This window comes from Peribacillus sp. RS7, assembly GCF_041956845.1.
Classification (GTDB): Bacteria; Bacillota; Bacilli; order Bacillales; family DSM-1321; genus Peribacillus.
Window position 1 is genome coordinate 624,010 of record NZ_CP168135.1, and the last position, 24,398, is coordinate 648,407.

Genomic DNA, 24,398 nt, shown 5'->3' on the forward strand with positions numbered 1-24,398 from the left:
AAAACACCCTCTTTAATTAAAAGAGGGTGTTTTCAATAGGCTATCTTCATCCATCAACTCTGTTACTTTTCGGTTCAGTCTTGGGATGTATAACGCTAAAAACAAGGAACGTCCTAAACTGAACGCCAGGAATGCAAGCCATAATCCATGATTACCATGGTGAGGGACTGCCATGAATTGGACACATAGAAAGGCCAATAGTGCAAGGAGCATCGAGTTCCTTACAGGAACGGCTTCAGTCGCACCTGTAAACACTCCATAGAAAATGAGTCCGATAAAGGCAGTGAAAGGGAATAGGACAATCCAAAGTCCGTATTCATGGGCCAGGTCGATGACGCCTGGAATATTCGTGAAAAGGAGAATGACCTTATCGCTAAATAAATAGTATGATCCGGCAAGTATGAACGAAGCATACAAGCCCCACCGCGCCGAAAGTAAGAGCGTTTTTTTATAAAGGTGTATATCTCTCGAACCAATGGCCCTCCCAATCAGGAGACTCGACGCGTTCGCGAAGCCATCAAAGCAATAGGCCATCAGGTAATGGATCTGAATGAGTACGGCATTGGCCGCCAGTGTCTCTGTCCCGAAAGTGGCTCCTTTGGCCGTAAAAAGATTGAAAACCGTAATCAGGCAAATGGTCCTGATGAATAAATCCCTGTTGACCACCATCATTTTTTTCAGGGAAGCATGATCGAACGCCTCCCGGAACGAAAAAGCATCCGGTATGATGACCGCTTTCCGAATCACCCACAAGCCCAGGAAAAAAGCGGCAATCTCTGATATCAATGAAGCGGCAGCAACCCCTGATACAGACCATGAAAAGCCATTTACAAAAACGAGGCACAAAATAATATTGATCACGTTCATGAAAACTTGTATGAACAATGATGTTTTTATCCTGGATTTCCCAATTAACCAGCCTAAGATGACATAGTTCAATAATGCAAAAGGTGCCCCCCATATCCGGATGCTGAAGTAATCGGCGGCAAAGGAGGAAACGTCCGATTCCGGACCGATTGCACCTAGGGAAACATTCAATATGGGTTTTTGGATCACGATAAAAAGAAGACCGATGATTGCTGCTATGAAAAAAGGACGAATCAAGGCCATCAGGCTCTGCTTGTCATCCCTTGCCCCCTCAGCTTGTGCAGCGAAGGCAGATGTACTGACCCGAAGAAATCCAAAAAGCCAATACATCGTATTAAAGATAATGGTTCCGACAGCTACCCCACCTATATAAGCGGGATCACTCAACTTTCCAACCACAGCCGTATCAACCGCACCGAGCAATGGTGTACTCATCGTCGAAATCGTAAGCGGAATGGCCAAGGAAAGATACATTCTGTTATTCATAAATGGATGACCCCCTTTTTCATGTCTGAAAAGTTCACAAAACTTTGCATTAAAAGTACAACTTGTTAGGCTATTTTTGATATTGACAATCTACGGAATCAAAATTTGAATATTTGTAGATTGATAGTGACTTCAAATTGAAGCGGTTATTTAAATATATCAACTTTCCGGCAAAATTTCAGATATACCTCTACTTTTCATCCAGCCAGAAAAAAACATTCGCAAGCGGGAAAACAAAATGCTTGACGGATTGATGACGGAGGAATAGTATTGCTCGTTGATAAAATAACTTTTGAACTATGCCTGACATATATTCATCGTTATATCAACTAAACAGGAGTGATCATGATGGGAAGATTGACTAATAAAGTAGCCATTATCACTGGCGGAGCATCCGGTATGGGAAGAGAAATGGTCGACCTATTCACAAAAGAAGGAGCACAAGTCATTGCTGCTGATATCAATGAAAAAGCTGTAGCAGCTGTGAACGAATTGGATAACGTCCATGGTACTTTCCTTGATGTATCTTCAGATGAAAGCTGGAAAAAGGTGACGGATGAAGTCATCGCTAAATTTGGCAAAATCGACATTTTGGTTAACAATGCCGGTATCTCGACAGAAAAAGGAATTAACGATACGACATTGGCCGATTGGCAGCTAATGTTAAGCATTAATGGATTTGGACCATTCCTTGGAATGAAACATGTTGTTCCTTACATGGTTAAAGAAGGTAAAGGCGCTGTTGTGAACATTTCTTCCTTTACTGCACAAATCGGAATGGGCTTAAACTCTTATTCAGCTTCTAAAGGTGCCGTTCGTGCTATTTCCAAGGCTGCCGCAACTCAATATGGCCGCATGGGCGTCCGTGTTAATGCCGTATTCCCTGGTATCATCGAAACACCAATGACACAGAAATTAGAAGAGTCAAAAGAGTTAGTGAACCAAATGATCAAGGCAACTCCATTACAGCGTTTGGGGCAGCCGGCGGATATTGCAAATGCCGTGCTTTATCTAGCATCCGATGACGCTTCATACGTTACTGGTGCCGAGCTCGTCATCGACGGCGGATACTCTGCTCAATAATAAAAGGTGGAAATGGAAAATCCCGTTTCTGAAATCCAGAAACGGGATTTTCTGATAACATGGAAATTTGGCGGTTACGTTAACACACCAATGAAATAGCCAAAAGTCGTAAATACCAAGCACCAGCTGAAAGCCCCTGCACCTGCAAATATAAAGTACTTTCGTTTCCCCATTCCGTTCATTCCGGATATGTAACTGGCGAAGTGGCGAACTCCTGGGATGAAATAGGCAATGATAATGGTCCATGGACCGTATTTATTGAACCATTTCTCCAGTTTTTCCAACCTCGCGGGTGTCATTCTGATCCATTTACCATGCTTTCTCAAAAAAGGCTTACCCACCTTTTTCCCGATGAAATAACTGACAAGCATCCCGGATATCGATCCAAGGAAACTGACTAGGAATGCCCCCTGGACATTCAAAACGGAAATGGATGACAAATAGCCGACAAAAGTCAACATGAACTCATCAGGTACCGGCAAGCCAATAATTCCAATGGCCAACAGTCCATATATCGCAAAATAACCATAGTTTGAAATTAAATCTTTTACTATATCCATCTATAGTACTCCATCTCAGCACCCTTTTTTAAAGTAATCCAATTTCTATGCGGGCCTGGGTAACGTGATTACTTCTTTTTAATAGGATAACCTAAATTAACCCAAATGAGTGGATTTTCATAAAAAAAGAAAAAAAAAGAAGAATGAACACGTTTTTTGTTGAAAGATTTATATCGCAATGGCAGTCAACGTTTCCCCCTTTCCGCGATGAATGACGGCAACAAAAGCGGACCCGATGACCGAGTCCGCTTCCTCTTATTTCACAATTTTTATTTCCTTGATCGGCCAATACACTAGATTCGCCTTGCCGACAATTTCATCGACGGAAATCGTGCCGATTTCACGGCTATCCAAACTATTTTGGCGATTATCCCCCATAAGGAACAGCTGGTCATCCGGAACTGTCATGCTGCCTGTAATATCTTCGAGCTTGAAGGATTCAGTCAGCGGCACTCCTGCCATCTGGTTCTTATATTTGTCCAAGTATGGTTCTTCATAAGCTTTCCCATTAATATAAAGCATATCATCTTTATATTCAATATGGTCACCTGGTAGACCGATAACCCTTTTTATATAATCTTTATCTGCCGTTGCATGAAAAACGACAATATCAAACCGGTCGATACTATCAATATTCGTTCCAAACTTGGTAAGAACAATCCTTTCGTGGTCTTGCAGGGTCGGCATCATTGACTCACCGTCCACGACAATCGGTGCAAAAATATACGTTCGAATTAAAAAAGCTAGAATGACTGCAATCAATATCGCTTTTATCCATGAAAAAACTTCTTTTCTATTTTCCAATCGAAGTCCCTCTCTCTGTTTTTTATTCATGCAATTATATCATAATCCCTTCATGATCACGTCATACAAATACCCACATTTTGCACATTATCAATTACTTCCATTTTTCATACTGGATCTCGATGCTTTCCAACTCTATTTCCCTGCGCTGCATCTTTGGAGGACAAATCGCATTATATGTACGGACTTTCTCATTTATATCGTCAATTCGTTTGATTAATTCCGATTCAGTTCCATTCATTTTTTTCAATCGAACCACTTCGGATAGCTCTTCCCGAATTTCTTTTTGCCATTTTATCCAAAGCGGAAGGTAACCGGCATCCTTGGCCTTCGTCAAGAAGTTGTCATAGATATTTCCCGATAGCACCGACTCCGGAAGCGGTTTTCCAAAGCCAGGATTATTCTTCAGTCCGCCGTCCTTTTCATAATCCTTAAAAATCTGATCCATCAGTTTACATGCCCCTGTTCTTTGCCCATAAACAATCTCCCTTCAGATCACTTATCATTACATATATTTACAATTATAACATTTTTATCTATATCCACTCCACCCTTGAAGATCATTCAATGAACACTTTCTACTATTATATATGCATGGCTTTCGGCCAAAAACATTCATGCATCAAAAAAGGGATTCCATTATTAACGGAATCCCTTTTTGCCATCTATTTAACCGTGATTTTCCTTTTTACCTCTGCCTTGTTCTGCGATTTATCCGTAACTGCGTAAGTCAATGTATAGGAACCCTTTTTCTTTGTATTCACAGTCCCTGTTATTTTGATCTTACTTGTTAAACTTCCATCCAGGTTATCTTTCGCAGATACACCTGATTTAGGATTGAATCCAGAGTTTATGGCAATGGTTTTACTTTTGGCTCCGGAAATGACCGGCTTGGTGCTGTCGATTGTGATCTTCCTGGTCACTGTAGCAGTATTTTTCGATGAATCAGTGATTGTATACTTTAATGTGTACATTCCCTTTTTCTTCGTATTCACCGTACCCGTCACCTTGATTTTACTGGTCAAGCTGCCATCCAGGTTATCTTTGCACGACACTCGATAGCCTATTGGAGATGTAAGCTGATGAAACATACCCCTTAATCTTCCCGTCTTCCGTTTGTACGGGGTAAAAGACAAATTTATTTCCCTTAGATTCGTGATAGTCAAAATTCCCTTTGATGATCAAGCTTGTATTTGGAGGCACAAGCACTGCACCTACCGTAGTGTTTATTTCTTTCCTAATATTCGCGTTGGATGTCGTCACCACTTTGTCTTCTGGCATGAACCAATAAACAGAGTCATGTGTTTGGTCGGTCAGTGTGTATTCCAACTTTTTAAAGATGATATTTTCAGTGCTTTCACGATCATATTGAAAGTCCAATGTACTGAATGGATAGATTGCCAGTTTAGTGCTTTTCAAAAAACTTTGGTTTTCCAATTCGGCAAAAACTTCCTCTTGGTAAGCATTCACATTTCTTTTCCCGCTTTCCTGGTAAAGAGGACTGTTAACCGGCTTTGTCCCATTGTATGCCATGACAGGGAAATACCAATTTTCGATGACCCTGCGTCCTGCACCTTCGATCTTGGGCAAATCCCTTCTAGAATACATGCCGCCCAGCACCTCGACACCAGCCTCGATATTGTAGACTATATCATTTTCCAGCCTTTTCTGGTCATACCCACTTTTATTGGTAAGCTGCATTAGACCGATACCGCCATCGCCGGATATAATCGGTTTGCCCGCATCATTAAATTGCCTCCAATCCCCGTTTTCCTGCGTAGCCACCGCTTTTACCACTTCAGGAGGGATTTCAGTCTCTATTGCCGCATTCGTCAGTAGGCAGTTAATCTGCTTATGGGAAGGATTTACATTCGGTTGGATTTCACCAAATGATGAACACGCATTGGTTATTCCGGACTCTGCAAAAGCAGCCTGTCCATTGAACAAACCGAGTGTCAAACAGGTCATTATCCCAATCTTCATTAAAGGTATCTTCATCGATCGAACTCCAGTCTATTTATATTTAAATCTATAATAATAGTACCATGATAGACTGGTTAATGCAGGTATAAATAGGTATATTCCCCTAAAATATCCTTGCATCACAAAAGGAGCTTACCCGCATTTTCGGATCAGCTCCTTTGTTTTTGAATCACAAACTATGTATGGTGTTGGATCATACGATCACTTCCACCGTTTCCCTCGTCTTCCTTACAAGGCACATGATTCCCGGCACGATGAAGAAGATAAGCGGCCAAACATGAAAGATCGTCAGAATGCCCGTAATGATCAATAAGATTCCGGCTGCCTTCGCTTTGCCGCCTTTTAATAGAAAGATAGCAATCAAGCCGCCTGCCAAGGCAATGAACAGCGATATGATTCCCGCCCATAGTAAGCCCATGAAAAACTTGATTGACATATCGACCTCAGACGTCGAAAACTCGGAGTCTGACATTAATGAGTAGTCCATCATTTCTGTCATATCGATACTGTTGAGATAAACTGCCGTTATAATCGTCACGATTAAAGAAATCGCAGCGATACTCACGCCTATGATACTTAATACGAATTCCCATGTGCGTTTCATTTACTTCGCCTCCCTAGAAAAGTCACTTATATATATACCCAATCTGGGAAGGAATAAAAGACTTTTATTCCTTCCTTTCAAAATCTGTGAGCGTCCATTTGGTATTTTCATTTTCCTTACTTGGATCGATAAGGCATGATGAATGGAAAAATCAATCCGAAGAAAGTACCCGTAGAGCTTGGCTCTTCTGAAAAAAGAACAGGGAAAATGAGCCGGATATATGGCCGTCAATCATCCTTCTTTTTCAATCGTTCATTTACTTCATCCGCTTTATTTTCCAGGTTATGCATTTTTGTCATATGTTTTATAAAGAAACGGACAACCTTAACAACCATTACGATTAACAAAACGAGTAGAGCAAGATAGAATAATTGCCATAAAATATCGCCAATATTAAACATGAAAACACTCCCTTCCAAAGGAAAATCATATCATTTAACACCGGTCTTTTGGGTAAAAAAAGGAAAAAGACTCTGTTTTTTTCAGAGCCTAAAAACCATTCCTATTCACGATCAAAGCCACCAATTGTTCAACAGACGGTTCCTCGGGCATCATATCCACTTTAAATCCATAGTCTTTAAGTCTTTTGCCAGTACTTTCCCCAATTACCCCGATGGAGGCATGATTTAGCAACCCTTCAATATCCACGTCTGCCTGTTTCCCATATTCCAACAGCATATCAACTGAATGCTGATTCGAAAAAAGTACCGATCCGATAGCTTTCCCGTCTAGCATTCTCGGAAGGATTTCAAGGAATCTTCCATCAACAAATTTAGTGCTGGTTTGAAAATAGTCTCCTTCCCCATGAGCCGGATCTCTTTGATCCTTGTTTCGATCTCCAATGACCAACAGTCTTCCGGCTTCCGGCATCTCGGATTTGAGCTCGGCCATTAGTCCACGTTGCTGTAAAGCTTTCTTCGATTTCCGCGATATCACATAAAGTTTTGAAGAAATCCGGCGGAAATCAATAGCGTGTTCAGTAAGTGAATCCAAGAATCCATGGACGCTTTCGGGTGAAGTGAAGAGGATTCGATCATACGAAAGAAAAGAGATCAGCTGACTTTCTTCTATTTCAACTTTTGCCGCATTCCATTTAGGAAACTCGATGACATCGCCGCCAAGTTCATGCAGCGTTTCTGCCAAGGAACTCTTTGCCGTCCCGGTCCGGGCCACTAAAAACCGTTGACCATATAGTGGCTTCTTTTCGAACCATTGCAGTTTTCCCCTTAGTGAAATGATATCCCCGACCAGGGTGATCGCCGGATTGCTAAGCGACCTTCCACTTACCTTTTCGACGATATCATCCAAGGTCCCCTCGACCGTTTCCTGTCTTCCATAAGTGCCCCATTGAATGACGAGTGCCGGCGTGTTCCCCGGCTTTCCATGATTGATCAAATTTTCGCGGATATACGGAAGGTTTGCTACACCCATATAAAATGCAACCGTATCTATACTATTCACAAGCCCATTCCAATCTATATCCTTCTTCATTTGGTCATGGCCCGTCACCATCGCAAATGAACGTCCATAATCCCGATGCGTGACGGGGACTCCTGCGTACATGGATGCAGCAATGCTGGACGTAACCCCCGGAATGACTTCGAATGGGATACCCTGAGCTTTCAACGATTCCGCTTCCTCCCCGACTCTTCCAAAAACGGCGGGATCACCGCCTTTCAAACGGACGACCCGATGCCCCGCCAGTGCTTTGGACACAAGCAGCTCATTGATGTTCCCTTGACTGATACCATCCGCATAAGGTGTCTTACCACAATATATCAATTCACAATCGAGGGTTGCAGCCTCCAATAGTTTGGGATTCAGCAATCTGTCATATAAAATGACATCCGCTTTTTCAATCTCTTTTTGACCTTTTACGGTAATCAGGCCCACATCACCCGGACCTGCACCAACAAAATAGACCTTACCCTTGGTCATACCACACTCACCCCTATCTGCTTGCAATTCCCTGATAGTATTTCACCAGCTCCACCATTGCACTGCCCATCCGTTGATCTTCAGGATATATGACCCGCTCTATCCCTTCATCGATTACCACCTGCGCCGTTACCTTTCCGACTGCAAGAGCAATTACATCCGATGCAAACAGGTCGATTATCTTATCCTCCACACCTTGTTCTCGGACAAATCTCATTAAATTTCGTGGCTGCGGTGCACTCGTGAACACAACGGAATCAATTTTGCCCTCAAGGATTTCTTGGATCAGCTGCTGCATCATTTCTTTTTCGGGCGGTATATGCTCGTATGGAAGAATTTCTTTATGTTTCAGCTTTTGTTCATCCAACCAGTTCATCAAAAGCAGCGCCGGATCGCCGTGAAGCTGCAAAGCGACCTTTACATCTCCGGAAAGATGGCCTTCCAGATTACGAACGAGCCCTGCCGTACTGCCATCATCATCACGGATTAATGGCTGCAGGCCAAGTTTTTTCAGCATATTCACCGTTTTATAACCCCTAGCTGCAATTTTCATGGACCGCAAAGCTTCTATGAAACGATCTCCCGCTTCCATTTTCACTGCCGTATTATATAATAGTTCCGTCCCCACTCCCGTCGTGAGGATGATCCAATCGAACTCCCCTGCCATCAAACGGGTGACATCCTCTTCCAAATGAGAATCATCAAGGAATACCGTCCCCTGTGCTGGACGAACCAGCGGAACTCCCCCAAGATTATGAACGATTTTACTAAGTTCTTCCGTTTTCCTCGCTCCCAATAAAGCAACGGTCCTGCCATTAAGCTTACTCATCCATGCCCCTCCTATATGTACATTCATTTTTAAAACCTCTTATCCATCTCAACCATTATACAAATTTTCAGTCTTTGAAACTATAAAAAACGAATTCCATATCAAAATCAAAGCTTTTTCTTTCTAATACCCTATATGAATTCAAAGGAAAGATAGTTTAGCAGCACTTTGCTTTTTATAAGTCCCACCCTCGTGAGTTTGGAGCAAATACTCGTGAGTTTCCAAGAAAGTAAAACTTGACCTGGAGTTCACTCCAGTTTGTCAAGGAGAGGCATTTCTTGCAAACCTTAACCGTATTGACCAATTTAAGTATTCGCACAAAAGAAAGAAGCACAACCTGCCCAAATTGCACTTCCAGTCACTAAAAAAAGCTGCCTCCAGGACAGCCAATTTCAATGATCTAACATTTATTAATTGTTGTGAAGGGTCCTTTGGGCAATTTGCTCTTGTTCTTTTTTTACAAAAATATCATATTGACTAGTTTTATGGCGATTTTGAAAGTTTTCGGAACCTAAATTCATAGGCGTCTTCGTTTTGAATTGTATCCCTTCACTTTCCAATTTCGCAATCGCCTTAAAATAATTTTCATTCCCGAATGCCGTATAAATGCATGTCCAATATTTATAGGAAATGATTTTGGCAGTTAATATACATGCAAGCACGAAAACTAGTATTCCAATTATTATATACACCCTTTAGCTTCCTTTCATTTCGGACTTTTTCGAAAAGACATCCTGTACACTATATTCTTTGCCATACATAACATTTCCTTTTTAAGTAAAAAAAGGAGACCCCAGTTTCGGGTCTCCTTCTTCATATCTTCATTATTTTTCCGGCACGTTACAAGAACCGTCCGTACAAGCTTCGCCCGTTGCTGGATCATTCACCATTTGAAGCGGATTCTCCTCAGCCCACACTTTTTTCAGCGTATCAAGGAACGCTTCTGTTGGCTGAGCGCCGGAGATTCCATACTTGCGGTTAATGACGAAGAATGGCACACCTGTAATTCCAAGCAGGCTTCCTTCTTGCTCATTTCCTCTAACCTCCGCCGTGAATGCCGTTCCTGCCAGCATCGCTTCCGCTTCAGACTTTTCAAGGCCGGCCTCCTCAGCCAAACTAGCCAATGTAGCATGATCGCCAATATGTTTGCCTTCCGTAAAGTATGCTTTAAATAGGCGTTCATTCATTTCGTTCTCTTTGCCTTTCGATTCAGCAAAGTGCATCAAGCGATGAGCATCGAACGAATTTGTTAAGACCACTTTGTCCAAATGATAATCGAGTCCCAATTCTTTTGCCTGTTGAGTCAAGTTTTGGCTGTTCGCTTCCACTTCCGCCTGAGACATGCCGTATTTCTTGGCCAGCATTTCATTTTGCGTCATATTGATATCCCGCTCAGCCTCTGGGTTCAACTCAAAACTGCGAAATGAAACCTCTACCTGATCTTTATTTTCAAACTGCTTCAAAGCCTCTTCGAATCGACGCTTCCCTATATAACAAAACGGACATTGATAATCCGACCAAATTTCCACCTTCATGTAAAATACCCCCTCATTTTAAATGCAATCGCATTAAGCACATTATATAATCTAGGGTATCCTCTTGCAAGGAAATTACCCTAGACACTCATTTTCAAAATTGGTGAAGTCGACTTTTTTCATGAATTCTTCTAATGTATAGCCCTTTAATAGGCGCAATGTTTCCTTTTCGGCTTCGTTCATGATTTCCTCCAATGCCGAATCCAACTGCTTCCCGACTTCACCGCATTCGCTCGTTTCCATACAAACAAGGCATTCCGGCCGTACCGCTTGATACACATCGGCCAAAGTAAGCTGTGAGGCTGGTACCTTCAAGCTATATCCGCCTTCCCGCCCTTCCTTTGTTTCGACGATTCCCTCAGCTGCAAGCTGAGCCATCACCCTTCTTAAAAAAGTGGCATGTGAATTCACCTTCAAGGCGATTGCCGAACTTGTCAGGAGCTTTTCGCTTTGTGCGAGCCAAACCAGAGAGTGAATGGCAATTGCAAACCGCGGCGGTCCAATTTGATTGTTACGATTACCTGAAGACATGCTTATCCCCCTTACACCACTATCCATAGTAAGCCCATTATACTATGTTACGTTCTCCCGAACAAATGGACGCTTTGACTTAATTGACACAATCATATATTCTGAATAGTAAATCTTTATTACAGGAGAACTTCCATGAAGGAAAAATACCCCTATTTACTCGTCATACTTGGTGCCATGCTGTGGGGAACGACCGGAACTGCCCAGTCATTCGCCCCCGATGGAGCCCATCCCATAGCAATAGGTGCCGTCCGCTTGGCAGTCGGCGGTTCCGCATTATTGCTCATTGCAATCTGGCAAAAAAAATTAACGCGATATAATTGGCCACTAAAGGAGACCATCTTAGCCACGTTAGGCATGGCCTGTTACCAGCCGCTATTTTTCATGGCTGTCAGCATGACCGGAATTGCCATTGGCACCATCATCTCTTTAAGCAGTGCCCCCATCATCGCCGGATTCCTTGAATGGCTGTTCAGTAAAAAACGGCCATCAACAAGCTGGTGGACCGCCACGGGTTTATCGATTGCCGGGTGTCTACTGCTTTTTTCAAATAAAGGATCCGTTACCATCGATCCTGTAGGTGCGCTGCTTGCGCTTGGGGCTGGATTTTCCTTTACGGTATTCACATTGGTTAGTAAAAGGATTTTGGATAAACAACCTCCAGAAGCAACTGCCGCTATCATCTTTAGTTTTAGCGCCCTGCTATTGGCACCCGCTTTATTCATACTGGATATCAGCTGGATCGGCACAGCGAACGGGATGGCCGTCAGCCTTCACCTTGGACTTCTTGCTACAGCAGCAGCCTACTTATTTTTTAATAAAGGGCTTTTATCCGTTCCTTCATCAACAGCCGTTTCCTTATCACTCGCCGAGCCGCTGACAGCCGCTCTTCTCGGTGTCTTCCTTGTCGGCGAGAGCTTGTCCCCCATGTCATGGATCGGGGTCGGATTACTCTTATGCGGAATCATCTCATTGACGATTTCACCAGGGGTACGAAAAAAAACTACATTGATGAACCAGGAGCTTTCCGCCAAAAAGTGAAAAAAATAAAGCCAGGATAATTCCTGGCTTATTTTCGTTATTGGATTAACTGGTTTCCGGGCTTTTCCGGGAGATTCAGGTGCCCAACAGATCATTGTATACCTTCAATATATGAACGGAAGAGACGTCTCATCCCCGGTTTTCATATCTTTGATTTTTATGAGATTTGCTTTCACTTCATTTTCCCCTATGATCATGACAGTTTGAATTCCTTCTTTGTCTGCCCTTTCCAATGCTTTGTTCACCTTTTTACCTGATAATTCGACTTCCACTTTACAACCTTTTTGGCGGTATTTTTTTGCCACGGACAACGCTTCTTTTTCCATACCCATCGGGATGATGTAATAGTCAGGAGCAGAAACGATCTTTGTTTTTTTACCTTTCAATGCAGTTAAAATCACATCCAGACCAAAAGATATGCCCACTGTCGAAACTTTATCATTTGTACCAGCAAGCCCGCCGATTGCATTGTCATATCTTCCTCCACTTCCAATGCTCGATTTTATTTCGCCGTCTGCAAGAAAGATTTCATAAACCGTTCCCGTGTAAATCTCAAGGCCCCGGGCTAAAAACGGATTAAAGATGCAGATGTCACCCAGTTGCAGATAATCCACTAACCCTTTTAACTCCGATAATTCCTCCACTCCTTTTTGAAGGGTGATATTGGTGACTGCAATTCTTTTGAAGTAATTCAAATCGATTGTCTCCGCTTCAGTCAGCCAACTCTCGATGGCTTGGATCGTCGCTTCATCGACTCCTTTCCCCGCTAGCTCTAGTGAGACACCCTTTATCGATATTTTTTCAAGTTTATCCAAAGTCAATGTCACATCAGCTATTTCCGCCTTGGGGACACCTAGCCCTTCAAGCATCCCCGCTAATAGTTTCCGGTTGTTATATTGGATACGTACGTCCAATTTCAGCTTCCGGAAGACCTCTGCCGCCATCATCAGCAGTTCCGCCTCCGCTGCCTGTGATTCGACTCCGACTACATCCACATCACACTGGGTGAACTCACGGAACCGCCCGGTTTTAATCGGTCCATCACGAAACACTTTGCCGATTTCATACCGTTTAAAAGGCTTTTTTATTCCTGGATTCATCGCGATGACCTTTGCAAATGGAATGGTTAAGTCATAACGGAGCGCTAGTTCCCGCTTTCCTTGATCGGTCAATGTGTACATTTCCTTTAAGATTTCCGCTCCTCCTCCATATTTCGAGGCGAGTAAGCCGGCATGATTCAAGATCGGTGTTTCAATCGGCTTACAGCCATAAAGCAGAAACACTTCTTCTAACGTCCTTTTCACTTCATTCCGGATTTCTTCCTCTTGGGGTAAATAATCCTGTGTCCCTTTTACATTTTGATAAGCCATCTTTTTCATGAAAGCCCCTCCCATTCGTTGGATAAAATAAAAAACCGCATCTGATTAACTTACTAATCAAATACGGTTCATGATAAATAGCTTTCCTATCCACGATTTTTTAACGATCGGATAGCAAAGCTATTTTGTATGATGATGAAGTTGTGAATTCATGAAGGTTTTTCGTTCTTTCATTTTCATCCACTCCTAATTGTCATGTATTGTAGCACACATCTTAAAAAGGAACAATATTCCAAATCGATATTAATCGTTTAAAGCAGGTTGATCTTATATTTCATAAAATCTGAATGAATTCCTTTGCCAGAAATCTTGGTGTGCATTCCTTTCCTCCTTGGAGCCTATACAAGATAAGACCCTCTATAACTGAAAACCCGTCCTTTTGCCGGGTTTTCCAATCCTATTGAATGATTTGCACATTTTCATATAAATAAGCTTCTTCCGGTGCCTTTATTTTTTTCGACTCTTTTAAATCGATCACAGGTACGGCTTCACCTTTATAGCTTCCTTTTTTTAATGTACCCGTTATGGTGTACCAATCATTCGTCTTCATGCCCTCCACATTCCCGTTGACCATATATCCGTATAATGTCGCATCGACTACACAGCAGGACATGGAGAGGCGGGAGATGGCCATTTGTTTGTCCGTAAAAGTATCTTCACGATATATAAATCCCGAAAGCTCTATTTCTTTCCCCTCAATCGCATCGAGGTTGTTCAGCAAATCATCCAGTACCTCAAAGTAATTATCATCCGTAACGGTGATTTTATCCCCATTCACATGTTTCCCAGTATCATACGAACTTACCTTCTGTGGCTGCTGATTCGCCATCCCTCTTTTTGCCAGCACTTCACCGCTTAATGTAAAATCGGTCAAGGTGAAGCCGAGAAGGATCGGAATGAAAAACAAACTATATTTCAGGACCAACGCGGACGAGGAAGACTCTCCATTCGATTCGCAATTACAATGATGTGTACCCTGTTTTTGTTTTTTTAGACGGAGAAGACTGATCACTAAAAAAGCAAAAAGAGCCGCCAATGCATATGGAACCATTTTGGGTGCAATCAATTTCGTTAAATGTCCCGAAACATACAATTTAAAAATCATGAGGCCCAGTCCAAGCAGCAGTAATCCCTCTAGTCTTTGGATAAAAAAACATTTCATCAGAAGCCCCCCTTACTGATCAATCCGCCTGCAATCAGGCATAGGCTGAAGACGACTGCGAAAACAAGCAAGACATATGTGACGACAAAGCTCCGTTTAAAACAGGACATCATGATCAGGACATTTTTCAAATCCAGCATTGGCCCAAATACTAGGAAACCCAGAATCGAACCTGGTAAAAAACTATGGGAAAAGGAGGCGGCAACGAATGCATCAGCTGACGAACAGAGTGAAAGCACAAACGCAATCCCCATCATCAACGCCGTGCCTTTTATCGGCGCCTGACCAATATCGGCCAGTACGGTCCGATCCATAATCACTTGAAATATACTGGCAAACAAAGCCCCGATGATAAAGTATCTGCCGACCATAAAAAATTCCTGTGAAGTATGATCAATGAAGCTTGTCCATTTAGTTGACCGAAAATCATGTTCATGCCCATGAACCAGTTCCACCTTCTCCTCTTTCACCACATCTTTAGTACTGAATATATAAACGAATAAACCTACGATCACGGCGGTCAAGACACAAAGAATGATTCTTCCATATAGAATGGACGGATTATTTTGGAACGCATAATAAGTTGAGCCGAACACGATGACATTCAATATTGGAGCAGTTACAAGCAAGACAACACCTGCATGGACCGGGACACCCTTTTGAATCAATCTCCGTACGACCGGTATGATCGCACATTCGCAGACCGGAATGATCAGTGCTGCCCCTATCGCAGCAAAAATAGCCGTCAGGGGTCGTTTTGGTATCATTCGCTGAATGATTTCTTCACTGATGAACAACTGAATGAATGAAGATGCAATGGCACCCAGGAACAAGAAAGGAATCGATTCTAAAAACAAACCCAAAAACACGACGAGCACAGAGTGAAGCATCGGATAGCCCGAGAAATCAATCGCTTTTGGAATGAACACATCGCCTAGAAAAAAGAACGCTAGCAGCAAAAACAATAGAATCAATAACAGCAAATTGCCCGTGTATCGTTTCAAAAGCATGTTCAACCACCCTCACAAATCATAATTATTACGATTTAAGTTTTGATTCGGTCTAGTATATGCTTTTGATAGGATGAACATGACAAGAAACAAAAAGAGAAAGGAAGACATTCCTCCACCCTCATTTCTTTCTTCGATATAAATCCCTGCTCTTGTATCCCTCTCCTAGAATCAATTTCATTTCCTGGCGCCGTTTCACTTGGGTCGCCTCTTGTTTCGCACTATACACGTAGCGGGCCCAATCTTTACGGTACCCTGGGGTAAGTGCTTGATAGAACGCAAGCAATTCAGGGGATTCCTGCAAATCTTTCTCAATTTCCTGAATCATTTCGATATAATCATCTACTGATTGGCTTGCTTTGGTAGATGGACGGTTTCTATTTTCCGAATCTTCTTTCAGTCCGACTACCGTAAAGACATCATCCAATCCCACCATACGTGCAAACTTCATGTCACTCGATCCAACATAACCGCTTTCATCCGTACCCAGGCCTTGCATCAAATCATCACGATGAATAAATGTGGCATATTCTTTATTCCCCTTCTTGGGATATGCCAAATAGATATAGCCGTTTTTACTCAAATGATTTTTCTCGATCACCTTATCCACGATTCCTTTTAAGGAATCCATATCCAATACAAAGGCAAATATAAGATCATACGCTCTTTCAGTAAGCTCTGTATCGTAATCCGGAAGCTCCGCTAAATAATCCGCCCCGGCTGGCAAATCCAAGACTGCCACCCGTTCATATTTATGTAAATTCAGTTTTTCAACTATTGTTTTAGCCATCGGCATTCACCCATCCCATTTCATTTTGGCTATCTACAGTTTAAAAGTTCCCCATTCGGTTCGCAACTTTTGATAATCGTTTCCATCTAAAAAGCAAAATGACGATGAGTAAACCTTCCGTCTTTTTTCATATAATCATTTCTAGGAAAATATTAACTGTGCTATACTTCAGATATAATCAATTCCAATGCTTAGCTTCTAATAGTTTCTTTTTCCCTTTTGAATGCCAACTTACATTTCTGGATTTACCAGAGAAAGCCCTAGAGTCGCATTCTAGTTTTTGAAGCTCAACATTCAGATTGCAGGCATAAATTTAACTTTTATGCATAGGCATGATAGGGTATCAACGCTCCAGAAAAGATATAGTCCCTGTAAGTACTGATCTGACCTCAGCTCTGCATTTCTTCCTCAAGACAACATTAAAGCCGATTATTAAACAATGTCCTTACCCATGAAATATGCCTTTTCTTCACTCTTACTCAAATCGAAGCCATCTTAGATGCATAGTGTCACTTCTGCAAAAGCACCCATAACCCAACATTGAAAACAAATCATGAATCCACTTAAATCAGTGTATTATTTAATTAGTTCCCTCATCGTATGTCCTAGTTTTTATGCAGTCGATATCCCTTTGTTTTTTCTATATAAAAAAATCAGTGATGCTTTCAAATGGGGGTGTCACAAAAGGGGAGTTCCCATGAATTTTATCGAGTATGATTTACTATTCGAATCAAGAAACCAGTTAATAGAGGAAGTTACGCAATTGGATGAAAAAATGCTCCACCATAGGCCAGCACCTGAAGTATGGACCATCGCCCAAATTTGCCATCATTTATATCTTACTGAACAGGTATTTACAGAAGCTATAGCAAATGGCATTCAGGAAAGGGACTTTAATAATATCATCCAAAAAAACATTTACTTGGTTACTAATAGAACAAAGAAATTCGCAACCCCTGATATCATTTCACCCTCAAAAGCCCCATTTCAATTATCGAGCCTTATGGATTTACTGGCAGAATCAAGGGATCGGTTATTACAGGTTCTTTACGATATGGATTCAGATATCATCTTGAATAGAAAGAAAGCCAAGCATCCCCTGTTCGGGGACCTCTCTTTGGATCAATGGATTGAATTATTATCCTTACATGAACAAAGGCATATCAAGCAGATACAAGAAATAAAATCATCGGTATTATAATCCCTTCCACCTGAGCTGAATAGACTAAAAAGCTAGACACTCATTTCTAAAGTGTCTAGCTTTTACTATTTTGAGAACTCGTTACTATCCAGTTAGAAATAACAGACATGTTTTTCTGGCATTTTTGTAAAATCCAATTTTCCACTGAGCGTTTCATACAGCCAAATATCGGTTTCCTCTATCATTATTTATACGATGGCATACGTTCGATTTACCCTTCTCTTTATCAATTTGTCATAACTTTTCTGAAGTGACACAAAATAAAACCATTAAAAATTTTGACTTACTGATAAAAATGATGTACATTACCTAATGGGGCGAACAATTTTTATATAAAATGACAAAAATATTCGTATATAGAGGTGCATAGTATGGAAAACGTGTTTGATTATGAAGATATTCAATTAATTCCTGCAAAATGTGTAGTAAATAGCCGTTCGGAATGTGATACATCCGTTACTTTGGGTAAACATACTTTCAAGTTACCTGTTGTACCTGCCAATATGCAAACGATCATTGATGAAAAGATTGCGATTTACTTGGCTGAAAACGGTTACTTCTATGTAATGCATCGTTTTGAACCAGAAAAACGACTGACTTTCATTAAAGATATGCATGCACGTGAGTTAATCGCGTCCATCAGTGTCGGCGTTAAAGAAGAAGAATACGGATTCATTCAACAATTATCAGAAGACAATATTGTGCCTGAATTCATTACGATAGATATTGCACACGGTCATTCCAATGCCGTGATAAAGATGATACAGCATATTAAAAAACATTTACCTGAAAGTTTTGTCATTGCAGGAAATGTGGGAACTCCGGAAGCGGTACGGGAATTAGAACATGCCGGTGCCGATGCAACAAAGGTAGGCATTGGACCAGGGAAAGTATGCATCACTAAAATCAAGACTGGATTTGGAACGGGCGGCTGGCAATTAGCTGCACTTCGCTGGTGTGCAAAAGCGGCTAGCAAGCCAATCATAGCTGACGGCGGCATTCGCACAAACGGTGATATAGCTAAATCAGTTAGATTCGGAGCTTCCATGGTCATGATCGGTTCATTATTTGCTGGACATGAAGAATCTCCAGGTCAAACGATCGAGAAAGATGGAAAGGCCTTTAAAGAATACTTTGGTTCAGCTTCTGAATTCCAAAAAGGTGAAAAGAAAAACGTTGAAGGCAAAAAGATGTTTGTCGAGCACAAAGGATCTTTGGAAGATACGTTGAAAGAAATGGAACAAGATCTTCAGTCTTCCATTTCTTATGCCGGAGGAACCAAGTTGGAAGCCATCCGGAACGTGGATTATGTGGTCGTTAAGAATTCAATCTTTAACGGTGACAAAGTTTATTAATTGAGTATCCAATCTCATAAAAAAGAACGGTCTAATCAATAGATTAGACCGTTCTTTCATTCGTTATATAAGTTCACTATACCTTTTTAACAAATTGGGATTTTAATTTCATTGCACCAAAACCATCGATCTTGCAATCAATATCATGATCTCCATCAACTAAACGGATACTTTTGACTTTTGTGCCCATTTTTAAAACGGATGAGCTCCCTTTCACTTTAAGATCTTTGATTACCGTCACGGTATCACCATCATTCAAAGCATTTCCATTTGCATCTTTAATAGTCTTTTGATCATTATTTTCAGTTTCCAATTCCATCGTCCACTCATGGGCGCACTCTGGGCAAACAAAAAGACTTCCGTCTTCGTATGTATATTCTGAATTACATGCAGGGCAATTAGGAATAGCAGACATAAATTCACTTCCTTCATTCGTTATTGTCAATTCTAATATAATAATGGTTTACATACAACAAGTAATATTTTAGAGTTGATGCGTTCTTTGTAACGATGGACAGGCTATTTCAGCTCCCGTTTCCTCCCTCCTATAGAACCTAAAAAGGTTTTACTATATACTTTTAAGAAAAAGCTGGAAAGTGCGGTGAAACCTTTGTTTAAACTACTATTGATAGAAGATGATACGACGTTATTCAATGAAATTAAAGATAGATTGGCGCAATGGTCTTATGATATTTACGGTATTGGGGATTTTAGTAAAGTGGTTCAGGAATTCACGGACATAAAGCCTGATTTGGTCATCATTGATATACAGTTGCCGAAGTTTGATGGGTTTCATTGGTGCAGAATGATCCGGGCCCATTCCAATGTTCCCATCATCTTTTTATCATCACGGGATCATCCGACCGATATGGTGATGTCCATGCAGCTTGGAGCCGATGATTTTATCCAGAAGCCTTTTCATTTCGATGTACTCATCGCAAAAATACAGGCCACCCTCCGCCGGGTATATAATTACAATACCGAAAAGATCGAATTGAAAACCTGGTGCGGTGCAACAGTGGATTACGAGAAGAACACGGTATCGGCCGAGACTGGCTCAATCGAATTGACGAAAAATGAAATTTTCATCTTGAAAAAGCTTATTGAACAGAAAAACAAGATTGTAAGCCGGGAGGAATTGATCAATAGCTTATGGGATGACAAACGTTTCATAAGCGATAACACCCTTACAGTGAATGTGAACCGTTTACGGAAGAGGTTGGATGAACTGGGTTTAGGGCATTTTATCGAAACGAAGGTCGGACAGGGCTATATCGCCGTGGAAGAGGCAAACGCATGATCAGAAAATATCTCGTGGAAAGGTTCAGCTGGATCACATTCTACATACTGCTTCATCTATTCATCATCTTTGTCGCTTATCTTGATTCGGCCATTCCGTTAAAACCCATACTGTATATTGTTTTTTTATCGTTGCTCATATTCAGTATGTTTTTGATATTCCGCTATAAAAAAGAAACATTTTTCTATAAAAGTTTAGAAGCGCGGGAAGACAACCTGGATATTACGAATATAGCCGAACCGGAAAGCCCTTTCGAAAAAATCATAGAAAACAGCATCATTAACCAAACCGAAATATTGAAGCAATCCGCATCAATTGGCCGAATGACTTTAGAGCAGGAGAAGGATGAATTATTATCTTGGATTCATGAAGTGAAAACACCATTGACGGCGATGCATTTAATGATTGACCGCTTGGATGATGAATTGCTGAAATCCCATTTGACTTATGAGTGGCTACGCATTCACCTCCTACTTGATCAGCAGCTCCATCAAAGGCGCATGCCTTTCATTGAAAATGATTTGTATATTGAAAATACAGATTTGGAAACAATAATCTTTGATGAGATTAAAACGTTGCAATCATGGTGCATTCAAAAAGGCATCGGCTTCGATATACAATTGGATGTTACCGAAGTGCTAAGTGATGCCAAATGGCTGGCCTTCATTATGAGGCAGCTCTTGACTAACTCCATTAAATACAGTGAAAACTCCGATATCACGATATATAGCCATGAACAAGCTGAACAAACGGTTCTTGAAGTGAAAGATTCTGGACGGGGCATCGACCCAAAGGATTTATCCCGCATATTTGATAAAGGATTTACATCCACGACGAATCATCGTGACACGGCTGCAACTGGCATGGGTTTATATTTAACCAAGAATGCAGCAGAGTCCCTATTCATCTCCATTGACGTAAAATCAGAGCTTGGAATGGGAACGACCGTTACCTTGACCTTCCCAAAAAGAAATGAATTCGTGAATATCACAAGCATGTGACAAAAATGTCACATGCTTTTATTCTTTGTTCGTCCAAACGAAGGAAAAGAAATACATGGCCTTTTATAATGAGGATATAGAAAAAAAGGAGTGTATCCAAATGAATATATTAGAAGCGAAAAAAATCCATAAAAGCTATGGTAATAAATTCAATAAACAAGAAGTATTAAAGGGTCTCGATATAAGCATACAAGAAGGTGAATTCGTAAGTATCATGGGTGCATCCGGTTCAGGAAAAACGACTTTGCTGAATGTCCTTTCCTCGATCGATAAAATCAGCAACGGCACCATTACGATCGATGGAAAAGAGATTTCAGGTATGAAAGAAAAGAACTTGGCCGAATTCCGGAAGAACCATCTAGGCTTCATCTTCCAGGAATATAACTTATTGGACACACTGACTGTCAAAGAAAATATCCTTCTGCCTTTATCCATTACAAAAACACCCAAAAATGAAGCGGCACAAAAGTTTGAAAACGTAGCGAAAGAACTGGGCATATATGAAGTGAAGGATAAATACCCAAATGAAATTTCCGGTGGCCAAAAACAGCGTACGTCTGCAGCACGGGCTTTCATCCATGATCCAAGCATCATATTTGCGGATGAACCGACTGGGGCGCTTGACTCCAAATCAGCATCCGATTTACTGAACAAACTGAGCGAAATGAATCGAAAGCGCAAAGCGACCATCATCATGGTAACCCATGATCCAGTGGCCGCCAGTTATTGCAGCCGAGTCATTTTCATTAAAGATGGACAAATCTATACACAATTGAATAAAGGTGAGGAATCCAGGCAAACCTTCTTCAAGGACATCATGAAAACACAAGGTGTATTGGGAGGGGTTCAAAATGAGCATTAATCAACTCATCTTTCGAAATCTGAAGAAGAATCTGAAGAACTATTATCTGTATGTGTTTGCCCTGGTCTTCAGCGCTTCCCTTTACTTTGCTTTTGTCACCTTGCAATATGACCCATCGCTGGATGAAGCGGAGGGTACGGTGAAAGGGGCCGCCTCCATCAAGGCTGCATCGATCCTGCTTGTTGCGATTGTTTCCATATTCCTTTTATATGCCAATAGCATTTTCATAAAAAGACGCAGTAAAGAAATTGGCTTATTCCAATTGATCGGCATGACCAAGAACAGGATATTCCGTATCCTAAGTGTGGAAAACCTGATCCTGTATTTCTGTTCCGTATTCCTGGGAATCTTTGTAGGGTTTGCCGCTTCAAAATTGATCATCATGATATTATTTAAAATAATGGGTGTCCAGGCGATCGCGACCCTTAAATTTTCTTTTCAGCCGCTTGTTCAAACCATTCTCGTTTTTAGCGCCATCTATCTTTTCATCATGTTGATGAATTATGCCTTCATTAAAAGGCAGACCATCCTATCATTATTTAGGGTGACTTCAATGACGGAAGGAAAAGTGAAAAAGGTTTCGATGCTCGAAATGATCATCGGGATATTCGGAATTATCCTGATCATTGCCGGCTATGTCGTTTCATCCAAGTTATTCGATGGAGCCTTTTCAGAGATGACCGAGCTTTTTATGGCCATGATCTTCATTTTGGCATCCGTCATCATCGGTACTTACCTATTCTATAAAGGATCCGTAAGCTTCATCTTTAATATCGTCCGTAAAAAGAAAAATGGCTATTTGAACATCAATGAAGTATTGTCCCTTTCATCCATCATGTTCCGGATGAAATCGAATGCGATATTATTGACGATCATCACGACCGTTTCGGCTTTGGCGATTGGGTTATTATCATTAAGCTATATCTCCTACTACTCAGCGGAGAAAATGGCACAAAGCAGTATCCCCACCGATTTTTCCATGACGGATAAGGGAGATGCGGATGCATTCAAAGAAGCTTTATCAGACAGTAAAATTGATTACGACGAAAAGATGATTGATGTCATTCAAGTGGATGTCAATGTAAAGGAAATAATGGAGACTAGCTTGGAAGGTGTGAACTTTGATCCGGACATCATGACCGTTCCTGTCATCAGTGATGAATCCGTTAAAGGAATCAACCTCGCTGAAGATGAGACCCTTTTCAGCGGATACAGTAATATGATGGAGAAGGTCATGTCCTTGAAGGATTCCGGAAAGATTGAACTGAAGGGCAAACACGAAGTGATTCCGCAAACATATATGGGATTGAATGATGATACCTTCGTGTCCTATTACTTCACGAACGGCGGATTACCCGTTGCCATTGTAGACCAAACGATATTCGACCGTTTGAAGAAGGATGTCGACCCGAAAATCCAAAAAGTATCATCTGTAAATATCGGCATTGATGTGAAGGATGAAGCTGAAGTTGAAAAAGCGAATGATCTATTCAATAAAATGAGTTTTAAAGAAGAACATGTGAATGATTCCCAATTTGAAATGTTCAACACCCAGAAGAAGAACATGGGTCTTATCATGTTCATCGTCGGCTTCTTGGGGTTAACCTTCCTCATCACATCCGGCTGTATCCTATATTTCAAACAAATGGATGAAAGTGAAGGTGAAAAATCCAATTATACCATCTTAAGAAAACTGGGATTCACGCGAGGTGACTTACTAAGGGGAATCCAAGCAAAACAAATTTTCAATTTCGGCATTCCTTTAGTCGTCGGACTGCTTCACAGTTATTTCGCAGTCCAATCAGGATGGTTCTTATTCGGTACCGAAGTTTGGACACCGATGATCATCGTAATGGCATTATACACGGCATTGTACTCGATTTTCGCAATCCTATCCGTATTCCATTACAAGAAGGTCATCAAAGAATCTTTATAATGTGGAAGATGCTAAAAGCTCCAGGGCCCATGAGGCCCTGGAGCTTTTAGACTTAGAAAAATCCGAAGAAGTTCCAGCTGTTTTCAGAAATCCAATGGGATTCCATCCATAAAAAAGTAAACCATGAAGGATAAACAAGTC

General features: G+C 41.3%; 26 protein-coding genes. 8 read left to right on the plus strand and 18 right to left on the minus strand.

Annotation, left to right across the window (positions count from 1 at the left end; genetic code table 11):
• Positions 1-12 precede the first annotated feature (12 nt).
• A complete protein-coding gene (locus tag ACDZ29_RS03185; protein WP_375089839.1) occupies positions 13-1,353 on the minus strand; it encodes an MATE family efflux transporter in 1,341 nt (446 codons plus the stop codon).
• Between the two features lie 348 nt (positions 1,354-1,701).
• Here ACDZ29_RS03185 and ACDZ29_RS03190 point away from each other — a divergent pair, with 348 nt between their 5' ends.
• Complete coding sequence (locus ACDZ29_RS03190) at positions 1,702-2,436, plus strand: SDR family NAD(P)-dependent oxidoreductase (RefSeq protein ID WP_289326061.1); 735 nt, start codon at positions 1,702-1,704, stop codon at positions 2,434-2,436.
• A gap of 74 nt (positions 2,437-2,510) precedes the next feature.
• Here ACDZ29_RS03190 and ACDZ29_RS03195 read toward each other — a convergent pair whose 3' ends face one another.
• The 12 genes from ACDZ29_RS03195 to ACDZ29_RS03250 form a co-directional block, all read right to left on the minus strand.
• The gene (locus ACDZ29_RS03195) at positions 2,511-2,996 is read right to left on the minus strand and encodes a DedA family protein (protein ID WP_289326062.1); all 486 of its coding nucleotides are present in this window, start codon (positions 2,994-2,996) and stop codon (positions 2,511-2,513) included.
• A 255-nt stretch (positions 2,997-3,251) separates the two neighbouring features.
• A complete protein-coding gene (lepB, locus tag ACDZ29_RS03200; RefSeq protein WP_289326063.1) occupies positions 3,252-3,830 on the minus strand; it encodes a signal peptidase I in 579 nt (192 codons plus the stop codon).
• A gap of 64 nt (positions 3,831-3,894) precedes the next feature.
• On the minus strand, positions 3,895-4,248 hold the full coding sequence (locus tag ACDZ29_RS03205; protein ID WP_375089841.1) for a DUF1992 domain-containing protein: 354 nt from the start codon (positions 4,246-4,248) through the stop codon (positions 3,895-3,897).
• A 217-nt stretch (positions 4,249-4,465) separates the two neighbouring features.
• Positions 4,466-4,855, minus strand: coding sequence for an immunoglobulin-like domain-containing protein (locus ACDZ29_RS03210; protein ID WP_375089843.1), 390 nt, complete (start codon positions 4,853-4,855; stop codon positions 4,466-4,468).
• Positions 4,839-5,798 carry a transglycosylase SLT domain-containing protein gene (locus ACDZ29_RS03215; protein ID WP_375089845.1) on the minus strand — a complete coding sequence of 320 codons (960 nt, stop codon included), beginning with the start codon at positions 5,796-5,798 and terminating at the stop codon, positions 4,839-4,841. Before ACDZ29_RS03215 ends, ACDZ29_RS03210 begins: the two co-directional genes overlap by 17 nt.
• A 178-nt stretch (positions 5,799-5,976) precedes the next feature.
• Entirely contained in the window at positions 5,977-6,387 is a 411-nt protein-coding gene (locus ACDZ29_RS03220) for a DUF4064 domain-containing protein (RefSeq protein WP_289326066.1), read from the minus strand.
• A 227-nt stretch (positions 6,388-6,614) separates the two neighbouring features.
• Positions 6,615-6,788, minus strand: a complete 174-nt coding sequence (locus ACDZ29_RS03225; protein WP_289315302.1) for a hypothetical protein — start codon at positions 6,786-6,788, stop codon at positions 6,615-6,617.
• Positions 6,789-6,876: 88 nt separating this feature from the next.
• On the minus strand, positions 6,877-8,325 hold the full coding sequence (gene cobA, locus ACDZ29_RS03230; RefSeq protein WP_375089848.1) for a uroporphyrinogen-III C-methyltransferase: 1,449 nt from the start codon (positions 8,323-8,325) through the stop codon (positions 6,877-6,879).
• A gap of 13 nt (positions 8,326-8,338) precedes the next feature.
• Entirely contained in the window at positions 8,339-9,154 is an 816-nt protein-coding gene (locus tag ACDZ29_RS03235) for a uroporphyrinogen-III synthase (RefSeq protein ID WP_375089850.1), read from the minus strand.
• A gap of 410 nt (positions 9,155-9,564) precedes the next feature.
• Positions 9,565-9,846 carry a hypothetical protein gene (locus tag ACDZ29_RS03240; RefSeq protein ID WP_375089852.1) on the minus strand — a complete coding sequence of 94 codons (282 nt, stop codon included), beginning with the start codon at positions 9,844-9,846 and terminating at the stop codon, positions 9,565-9,567.
• A gap of 132 nt (positions 9,847-9,978) precedes the next feature.
• On the minus strand, positions 9,979-10,689 hold the full coding sequence (locus ACDZ29_RS03245; RefSeq protein ID WP_289326071.1) for a DsbA family oxidoreductase: 711 nt from the start codon (positions 10,687-10,689) through the stop codon (positions 9,979-9,981).
• A 75-nt stretch (positions 10,690-10,764) separates the two neighbouring features.
• Positions 10,765-11,220: an Rrf2 family transcriptional regulator gene (locus ACDZ29_RS03250; protein ID WP_289326072.1), complete on the minus strand. Its 456-nt coding sequence runs from the start codon at positions 11,218-11,220 to the stop codon at positions 10,765-10,767.
• 135 nt (positions 11,221-11,355) lie between these two features.
• On the opposite strand from ACDZ29_RS03250, the gene ACDZ29_RS03255 reads away from it, so the two are divergent.
• Positions 11,356-12,261 carry a DMT family transporter gene (locus ACDZ29_RS03255; RefSeq protein ID WP_375089854.1) on the plus strand — a complete coding sequence of 302 codons (906 nt, stop codon included), beginning with the start codon at positions 11,356-11,358 and terminating at the stop codon, positions 12,259-12,261.
• Positions 12,262-12,365: 104 nt separating this feature from the next.
• Here ACDZ29_RS03255 and ACDZ29_RS03260 read toward each other — a convergent pair whose 3' ends face one another.
• The 4 genes from ACDZ29_RS03260 to ACDZ29_RS03275 form a co-directional block, all read right to left on the minus strand.
• Complete coding sequence (locus tag ACDZ29_RS03260) at positions 12,366-13,640, minus strand: histidine--tRNA ligase (RefSeq protein ID WP_375089856.1); 1,275 nt, start codon at positions 13,638-13,640, stop codon at positions 12,366-12,368.
• A gap of 397 nt (positions 13,641-14,037) precedes the next feature.
• The gene (locus ACDZ29_RS03265; protein ID WP_375089857.1) at positions 14,038-14,802 is read right to left on the minus strand and encodes a TIGR03943 family protein; all 765 of its coding nucleotides are present in this window, start codon (positions 14,800-14,802) and stop codon (positions 14,038-14,040) included.
• A complete protein-coding gene (locus ACDZ29_RS03270) occupies positions 14,802-15,812 on the minus strand; it encodes a permease (RefSeq protein ID WP_289315292.1) in 1,011 nt (336 codons plus the stop codon). Before ACDZ29_RS03270 ends, ACDZ29_RS03265 begins: the two co-directional genes overlap by 1 nt.
• 121 nt (positions 15,813-15,933) lie before the next feature.
• Entirely contained in the window at positions 15,934-16,602 is a 669-nt protein-coding gene (locus ACDZ29_RS03275; RefSeq protein WP_375089859.1) for a YdeI/OmpD-associated family protein, read from the minus strand.
• A gap of 697 nt (positions 16,603-17,299) precedes the next feature.
• Between ACDZ29_RS03275 and ACDZ29_RS03280 the strand changes: the two genes are divergently transcribed.
• Together ACDZ29_RS03280 and guaC are read left to right on the plus strand one after the other, a co-directional pair.
• A complete protein-coding gene (locus ACDZ29_RS03280) occupies positions 17,300-17,803 on the plus strand; it encodes a DinB family protein (protein WP_375089860.1) in 504 nt (167 codons plus the stop codon).
• Positions 17,804-18,174: 371 nt separating this feature from the next.
• A complete protein-coding gene (gene guaC, locus ACDZ29_RS03285; RefSeq protein ID WP_370016092.1) occupies positions 18,175-19,158 on the plus strand; it encodes a GMP reductase in 984 nt (327 codons plus the stop codon).
• A 76-nt stretch (positions 19,159-19,234) separates the two neighbouring features.
• Here guaC and ACDZ29_RS03290 read toward each other — a convergent pair whose 3' ends face one another.
• Positions 19,235-19,573, minus strand: a complete 339-nt coding sequence (locus tag ACDZ29_RS03290; protein WP_289326079.1) for a zinc ribbon domain-containing protein YjdM — start codon at positions 19,571-19,573, stop codon at positions 19,235-19,237.
• Between the two features lie 195 nt (positions 19,574-19,768).
• Between ACDZ29_RS03290 and ACDZ29_RS03295 the strand changes: the two genes are divergently transcribed.
• The 4 genes from ACDZ29_RS03295 (at position 19,769) to ACDZ29_RS03310 (ending at position 24,257) form a co-directional block, all read left to right on the plus strand.
• On the plus strand, positions 19,769-20,458 hold the full coding sequence (locus ACDZ29_RS03295) for a response regulator transcription factor (RefSeq protein ID WP_289318312.1): 690 nt from the start codon (positions 19,769-19,771) through the stop codon (positions 20,456-20,458).
• Positions 20,455-21,459: a sensor histidine kinase gene (locus ACDZ29_RS03300; protein WP_375089861.1), complete on the plus strand. Its 1,005-nt coding sequence runs from the start codon at positions 20,455-20,457 to the stop codon at positions 21,457-21,459. The genes ACDZ29_RS03295 and ACDZ29_RS03300 overlap by 4 nt, the downstream gene beginning before the upstream one ends.
• A gap of 100 nt (positions 21,460-21,559) precedes the next feature.
• Positions 21,560-22,321: an ABC transporter ATP-binding protein gene (locus ACDZ29_RS03305; RefSeq protein ID WP_289326081.1), complete on the plus strand. Its 762-nt coding sequence runs from the start codon at positions 21,560-21,562 to the stop codon at positions 22,319-22,321.
• Positions 22,311-24,257, plus strand: coding sequence for an FtsX-like permease family protein (locus ACDZ29_RS03310; RefSeq protein WP_370016095.1), 1,947 nt, complete (start codon positions 22,311-22,313; stop codon positions 24,255-24,257). Before ACDZ29_RS03305 ends, ACDZ29_RS03310 begins: the two co-directional genes overlap by 11 nt.
• Positions 24,258-24,398: the final 141 nt, after the last annotated feature.